A 6920-nucleotide genomic window follows, 5' to 3' on the forward strand; every position below is an offset into this window, starting at 1 on the left:
GCCGGTGCCGGTGCCGGTGCCGGTGCCGGTGTCTGTGTCCGTGTCGTGGGCGGGCAGGCGCAGGAGGGTGGGGGATCCGTTGCTCGGGTAGCAGCTGTCGGCGTCGGCCGGCGCGGTGTCGTAGCGCAGTCCGCCGGTGTCTGCGGGGCCCGCGCGCCGGGCCTCGGGCAGGTCGCAGTCGGGGTCGAGCGTCATGTCCGGTACGGGGTCGGGGTCCGCGGTGACCCCGGGGGCCAGTCGGCTCACGGCAGCGGGGCCGGGGGCGATGAGCACGGTGCGGCCGTCCGCGCCCGGGCCGGACAGGGCGGCTCGGAGCCGGTTCTGCTGGTGCGGGGTGAGCAGGTCGGGGACGGCGACGAGGAGCGTGGTGTCGGGTCCGACGGCGGCGCGGGCCTGGTCGGTGGTGGTGACGACACGGGTGTCGACGCCTCGGTCGGCGAGGAGTTCGGCGACGGCGCGGCTGCCGTAGGGGTCGGCGGAGCGGGGGTCGAGGGTGCCGTGCCGTTCGCCGGAGCGGACGGCGGCGATGGCGATGCCCGCGACCAGGAGCAGGACGAGTGCGAGGGCGATGCCGCGCGTGCGGGTCCAGACCTGGCGGACCGTGGGGGTGACGGAGGTGGCGGCGGCACCGTTGCCGGTGTCCTGCGGAGGTTCCGCCGGTGGTGGGGCGGCCGTGGTGAGGGTGGCGGTTTCGGTGCCTGTGCCCGTGCTGGGGGGAGCGCTGGTGGGCGTACCGGGCGTGCCCGTGGCCGAGCTGGTGGGCGTACCTGGGGTGTTGGCGGGCGTGGCCGGCGGGGCGGCGGGATCGCTGGTGGCGGGTTCGGCGGGCGTGCCCGGGGCGCCGGAGGCTGGACCCGTGGCGGGGCCCGTGGGCGGGTCGGTGGGACCGGGGTCCGGGGTGGGTGGGGTCACCTCGGGGCCCCCTCGGGGGTCGGGGAGAGGGCCGGGGTGGTGTGGGCGATCTCGGTGTCCAGGGCGGCCAGCTGGGCGTACGTGTCGGGGGTGGCGGTGCGGCCGCCGTACGCGACGTCGTCGAAGGCGCGGGCCGCCGTGTGCAGGGCGCGGGCCTGGCCGGGGAGCGGGCGGGCGGCTTCGGCGGCCGCTTCGTCGGCGGTGCGGCCGGGGCGCGCGTCGAGGAGGGCGCGTTCCTCCAGGGAGCGGACGAGGGCGCGCATGCGTTCCTGGACGGCCTGGTTCCAGTGGCCCTGGGCGGCGTGTGCCTCGGCGGCGGCGCGGTGTTCGGCGGCGCTGCGCGGGCGGTCGTCGAAGAGCGGGGTCTCGGAGCGCGGGGCGCGCCGGGGGGTGCCGAGGCGCCACCAGAGGGCGGCGCCGACGGCGAGGACGGCCAGGACGATGACGACGAGGCCGACGGTGCCGCCGGGGGCGGCGCCGGACGCGGCGGAGAAGAGGTCGCCGACCCAGTCCCAGAACGTGTCGAGGGCGCGGACGTACCAGCTCGGGTCGTTCTCGTGGTACGCGGGCTTGGACAGCTCGTTCTGCGCGGCCTCGCGGGCCGGGTCCCGCGAGATGACGACCGGCGGCTCGTCGCCGCCGCTCGCGCGCGTCAGCAGAGCCGCCGCGGTGAGCACTCCCCCTGGTGCGCTCACCCCGTCAGCTCCCCGGGGTGGTGCCCGGTGCGTCGCCGTAGCCGGGGAGGCCGGCGGCGCGGGCGAGTTCCAGGTCGAGGGCCTCGCGGCGGATGCGCTGGTCGATGTAGAGCAGCACGGTCACACCGGCGGTGATCGGGAAGGTGATCGTGGAGCCGACCACCGCGCCGATGCCGCTGATGATCAGGAAGGCCCAGCCGGCGTCGCCGCCGGAGTCGAGGAAGCCGCTCATGCCGTCGCCGCTGATCACACCGGCGATGACGGTGAAGGGGACGAGGACGATCGAGGCCACGACGCCCGCGATGAGGGACGCGAGGATCTGGATGCCGAAGACGCGCCACCAGGAGCCGCGGACGAGCTTCACGGAGCGGCCCATCGCCTTGCGGACGGTCTGCTTCTCGAGCATCAGGGCCGGGGAGGCCAGGGAGAAGCGGATCATGAGCCAGATGGCGAGGACGAGGCCGACAAGGCCACCGAGGACGGCGAGGGCGATGCCGGCGTCGGAGGAGCCGAGGACGCCGACGAGGATGCCGGGGACCGTGCACACGAAGACGACCGCGGCGGCGATCAGCGGCAGCAGCAGGGTCAGCCCGAGCAGGCGCAGCACCTGGGGGCGGGCGTCGCGCCAGGCCTCGCCGAGGGTCACGGACTTTCCGAGGACGGCCCGGCTGGTGACGGTGGTCAGGAGCGCGGTGGCGATGATCGTGCCGAGCAGCGTGATGATCTGGACGACGCCGGAGCCGATGAAGACGCCGGTCATGGCGTCGAGGACGTCGCGGGCGGAGGCGTCGGGGTCCTGAAGGGCGTCGGAGCTCGCGGCGTCGTTGAGGAGGAAGCCCTGCAGGAGGACGACGAGGATCTCGGTGAGCACGGCGACGGCGAGCGAGATCCCGAGGACGGTGCGCCAGTGGGCGCGCATCGTCGAGACGGCTCCGTCGAGGATCTCGCCGACGCCGAGCGGGCGCAGCGGGATGACGCCGGGCTTGGCCGCGCTGGGCTTGCCCTGCCACGCGCCCCAGCCGCCGTAGCCGCCGCCCCAGCCCGGTCCGCCGGTGCCGGGGCCGCCCTGGCCGCCCCAGCCCTGCTGTGGGCCCGGTCCGCCGGGCGGCGGGGTGCCCCAGCCCTGGCCGGGGGCCGGCGGGGGCGGCGGGGCCTGGCCGGAGCCGGAGCCCGCGCCGGTGCCGCCGGAGGGGGCGGACCACTGGGCGGGAGGCGGCTGTTCGGCGGACCACTTGGAGTCCTGGCCGGACGGGTCCTGCGGCGCGTCCTGCGGGGAGCCTTCCGGCGCGCCCTCGGCCGCGCCCTCCGGGGCGTTCGGACGGTCGTCGTCGGGGCGTCGGTCGCCGGGGCCGTCGGACGGGGCAGATCCGGGCGATGCCCAGCCCGGAGTGTCGTTCATCGTCGCTCCTTCACGGTGCCCGTCCGCGGTCGCGGCGGCAGTTCGGCTGCCATCGTGCCATGGGGTGGCCGCGGGGTGACCTGGGCCCGTAAGAGCCGGACGCCTTCAATTGTCGGTGCTCCACGGGGCAGACTGGGCGGATGGCTGATCAGCGTGCGCAATCCGGCGAGGACATACGGCTCACCGGGGACATACGCCCCGCAAGCGTCGAGCCGGCGGGTGCGCCCGGCGCCGTCGGTTCGCTCTCGGTGCCGGCGATCCGCTGGGACGAGTCCGCCGAGGGGCCGGTGCTGGTGCTGCTCGACCAGACGCGGCTGCCGGCCGAGGAGGCCGAGCTGGTCTGTACGGACCCGCAGGGGCTGGTCCAGGCGATCCGGGCGCTGGCCGTGCGCGGGGCGCCGCTGCTCGGGGTCGCGGGGGCCTATGGCGTGGCGCTGGCCGCCGCGCGCGGGTTCGACGTGGACGAGGCGGCGGACTCGCTGGCCGGGGCGCGGCCGACGGCGGTCAATCTGGCCTCCGGGGTGCGCCGGGCGCAGGAGGCGTACCGGGCCGGTCTCGCGGGCGGGGACGAGGACCTGGCGGCGGCCGCCGCGCTCGCCGCCGCGCGGTCGCTGCACGGCGAGGACGCCGAGGCGAGTGCCCGGATGGCGGAGCATGGTCTGCGGCTGCTGGACGAGTTGCTGCCCGGCGGTCAGCACCGCATCCTGACGCACTGCAACACCGGGGCGCTGGTCTCGGGCGGTGAGGGCACGGCCTTCGCGGTGGCGCTCGCCGCGCACCGTGCGGGGAGTCTGCGCAGGCTGTGGGTGGACGAGACGCGTCCGCTGCTCCAGGGTGCGCGGCTGACCGCGTACGAGGCGGCGCGTAACGGGATGGCGTACACGCTGCTCACGGACAATGCGGCGGGTTCGCTGTTCGCCTCAGGCGAGGTGGACGCGGTGCTGATCGGAGCGGACCGGATCGCCGCCGACGGTTCGGTGGCGAACAAGGTGGGGAGCTATCCGCTCGCCGTGCTGGCGCGCTATCACCACGTGCCGTTCATCGTGGTGGCGCCGGTGACGACGGTGGATCCGCGGACGCCGGACGGTGCGTCCATCGAGGTGGAGCAGCGGCCGGGTCATGAGGTGACGGAGCTCACGGCGCCGCGGGCGCTGTCGGCGGGAGTGGAGGCGGGTGGCGGGATTCCGGTGGCACCGTTGGGGACGCAGGCGTACAACCCTGCGTTCGACGTGACACCGCCGGATCTGGTGACGGCGATCGTCACCGAGCGTGGCGTTGTGGCGCCTGTGACAGCTGAGGCACTGGGGGAGCTGTGTGACAGCTCACGCCAGTCAACGATGAGCTAATGGGATGATGTGGTCCATGAAGGGACGAGTCCTTGTCGTCGACGACGACACCGCACTGGCCGAGATGCTCGGCATTGTGCTGCGTGGTGAAGGTTTTGAGCCGTCGTTCGTTGCTGACGGCGACAAGGCGCTGGCCGCTTTCCGTGAGACCAAGCCCGACCTGGTGCTCCTGGACCTGATGCTGCCCGGACGGGACGGCATCGAGGTGTGCCGCCTGATCAGGGCGGAGTCCGGGGTGCCGATCGTGATGCTCACGGCGAAGAGCGACACCGTCGACGTGGTGGTGGGTCTCGAGTCCGGGGCCGACGACTACATCGTGAAGCCGTTCAAGCCGAAGGAGCTGGTGGCCCGGATCCGGGCGCGCCTGCGCCGCTCGGAGGAGCCGGCGCCGGAGCAGCTGGCCATCGGTGACCTGGTCATCGACGTGGCCGGGCACTCGGTGAAGCGGGAGGGGCAGGCGATCGCGCTGACCCCGCTCGAGTTCGACCTGCTGGTCGCGCTCGCCCGTAAGCCGTGGCAGGTGTTCACGCGTGAGGTGCTCCTCGAGCAGGTGTGGGGCTACCGCCACGCGGCGGACACCCGCCTGGTCAACGTGCATGTGCAGCGGCTGCGCTCGAAGGTCGAGAAGGACCCCGAGCGTCCGGAGATCGTGGTGACCGTCCGTGGTGTCGGTTACAAGGCCGGACCGAGCTGACGTGTCCCGGGACAGTGCCGCTTCGGCGCCCGCCACGTCGGGATCCCGTCCGGAGCGGCCTGTGGGACCGGCGGTCGGGCGGGGCTCCCGCCTGCGCCGGCTGATGGACGGCGGGCTGCTGCTCCAGGGCGGGATGAACGGCAGCCCGGTGCTGCGCCTGTTCACCCGCTGGGTGCGGCGCCCGCTGCTGCCCGCCATGCGGCTGTGGCGGCGCAACATCCAGCTCAAGGTCGTCGTCACGACGCTCCTCATGTCGCTCGGTGTGGTGCTGCTGCTCGGCATCGTCGTCATCGGCTCGGTGCGCAACGGCCTGCTGGACGCGAAGGTGAAGGCCTCGCAGAGCCAGGCCGAGGGCGGTTTCCGCGCGGCCAAGGACCGGGCGGACTCGGCGGTGGCCGGGGCGCGGGACGGTTCGACCGACGAGGTCAGCCGTACCCAGCTGAACAACAAGTGGCTGAGCGACCTGGTCACGGAGCTGTCGAGCGGCGGCAAGGGCGCGTTCAACGTGGTGACGCTGGGCGCCGGCGACGTCGACGGGGGCAACGGCCGGTCGCCGCGCGGCTCCGGGCTCGTCCTGCCGGACGCCAGCGTCCCCGACGACCTGCGCGAGCGGGTCGACCGGATGACGGGCGCGTCCCAGAAGTACACGCGGATCCACTACGACGGCGGGCAGGAGTCGCAGCCCGGCCTGGTCATCGGCAAGCGGCTGGTCGACCCGCAGGGGCACGCCTACCAGCTGTACTACCTCTTCCCGCTCACGCAGGAGGAGAAGTCCCTGAGCCTGGTCAAGGGCACGCTGGCGACCGCCGGCCTGTTCGTGGTCGTCCTGCTCGGGGCGATCGCCTGGCTCGTCGTGCGGCAGGTCGTGACGCCCGTGCGGATGGCGGCCGGGGTCGCCGAGCGGCTCTCGGCGGGCCGTCTCCAGGAGCGGATGAAGGTCACCGGCGAGGACGACATCGCGCGGCTCGGCGAGGCGTTCAACAAGATGGCGCAGAACCTGCATCTGAAGATCCAGCAGCTGGAGGATCTCTCCCGGATGCAGCGCCGATTCGTGTCGGACGTCAGCCATGAGCTGCGGACGCCGCTGACGACCGTGCGGATGGCGGCCGATGTCATCCACGAGGCGCGGGTCGACTTCGATCCGGTGACGGCGCGGTCGGCGGAGCTGCTCGCGGACCAGCTGGACCGGTTCGAGTCGCTGCTCGCAGATCTGCTGGAGATCAGCCGGTTCGACGCGGGCGCCGCGGCGCTGGAGGCGGAGCCGGTCGATCTGCGCGAGGTCGTGCGCCGGGTCGTGGGCGGCGCGGAGCCGCTCGCCGAGCGCAAGGGCAGCCGGGTGCGGATCGTGGGCGACGCGCAGCCGGTGGTGGCCGAGGCCGACGCCCGCCGCGTCGAGCGCGTCCTGCGCAATCTGGTGGTGAACGCGGTGGAGCACGGTGACGGCAAGGACGTCGTCGTGCGGCTCGCTGCGGCCGGCGGTGCGGTCGCGGTCGCGGTGCGTGACTACGGCGTCGGGTTGAAGCCCGGCGAGGCGACGCGCGTGTTCAGCCGGTTCTGGCGGGCCGATCCGGCACGCGCGCGGACGACGGGCGGGACGGGCCTCGGCCTGTCGATCGCCCTGGAGGACGCGCGGCTCCACGGGGGCTGGCTGCAGGCGTGGGGTGAGCCGGGCGGCGGTTCGCAGTTCCGGCTGACGCTGCCGCGGACGGCGGACGAGCCGCTGCGCGGGTCGCCGATACCGCTGGAGCCGGAGGACTCGCGCCGCAATCGCGGGCTCGGCGAGGCCGGTCTGCCCGCCGACGACGGCCGCAAGCGGGCCACGGTGCCCGTGCAGCCGCCGTCCGGGAGCGCGGCGCAGCAGCCGCTGGCGCCGC

The 6920-nt window shown here is 74.3% G+C and carries 6 protein-coding genes; 3 read left to right on the forward strand and 3 right to left on the reverse strand.

The window, feature by feature from the left end; translation table 11 throughout:
- From GTW43_RS37725 to GTW43_RS29320, 3 genes are all read right to left on the reverse strand, one after another.
- A partial coding sequence (locus tag GTW43_RS37725; protein ID WP_161305013.1) for a DUF4350 domain-containing protein occupies positions 1 to 912 on the reverse strand: 912 nt, incomplete at its 3' end.
- Positions 909 to 1607 (reverse strand): DUF4129 domain-containing protein, encoded by a 699-nt coding sequence (locus GTW43_RS29315; RefSeq protein ID WP_343246150.1) that lies wholly within the window; start codon positions 1605 to 1607, stop codon positions 909 to 911. The genes GTW43_RS29315 and GTW43_RS37725, both read right to left, overlap by 4 nt.
- Before the next feature lie 4 nt (positions 1608 to 1611).
- A complete protein-coding gene (locus GTW43_RS29320; protein WP_161305014.1) occupies positions 1612 to 3006 on the reverse strand; it encodes a glycerophosphoryl diester phosphodiesterase membrane domain-containing protein in 1395 nt (464 codons plus the stop codon).
- Positions 3007 to 3146: 140 nt separating this feature from the next.
- On the opposite strand from GTW43_RS29320, the gene mtnA reads away from it, so the two are divergent.
- The 3 genes from mtnA to mtrB form a co-directional block, all read left to right on the forward strand.
- Positions 3147 to 4352, forward strand: coding sequence for an S-methyl-5-thioribose-1-phosphate isomerase (gene mtnA, locus GTW43_RS29325; RefSeq protein WP_161305015.1), 1206 nt, complete (start codon positions 3147 to 3149; stop codon positions 4350 to 4352).
- 4 nt (positions 4353 to 4356) lie between these two features.
- A complete protein-coding gene (gene mtrA, locus GTW43_RS29330; protein ID WP_202502097.1) occupies positions 4357 to 5046 on the forward strand; it encodes a two-component system response regulator MtrA in 690 nt (229 codons plus the stop codon).
- 1 nt (position 5047) lies between these two features.
- Positions 5048 to 6920: MtrAB system histidine kinase MtrB (mtrB, locus tag GTW43_RS29335; RefSeq protein ID WP_161305017.1), on the forward strand; the 1873-nt coding region annotated here is incomplete at its 3' end.

This window comes from Streptomyces sp. SID5785 (assembly GCF_009870065.1).
Lineage (GTDB): Bacteria > Actinomycetota > Actinomycetes > Streptomycetales > Streptomycetaceae > Streptomyces.

Excerpts from the sequence above, each read along its gene's own strand:
- GTW43_RS29320 (WP_161305014.1), bottom strand. The coding sequence starts at position 3,006 with ATGAACGACACTCCGGGCTGGGCATCGCCCGGATCTGCCCCGTCCGAC.
- mtnA (WP_161305015.1), top strand. The coding sequence starts at position 3,147 with ATGGCTGATCAGCGTGCGCAATCCGGCGAGGACATACGGCTCACCGGG.
- mtrA (WP_202502097.1), top strand. The coding sequence starts at position 4,357 with ATGATGTGGTCCATGAAGGGACGAGTCCTTGTCGTCGACGACGACACC.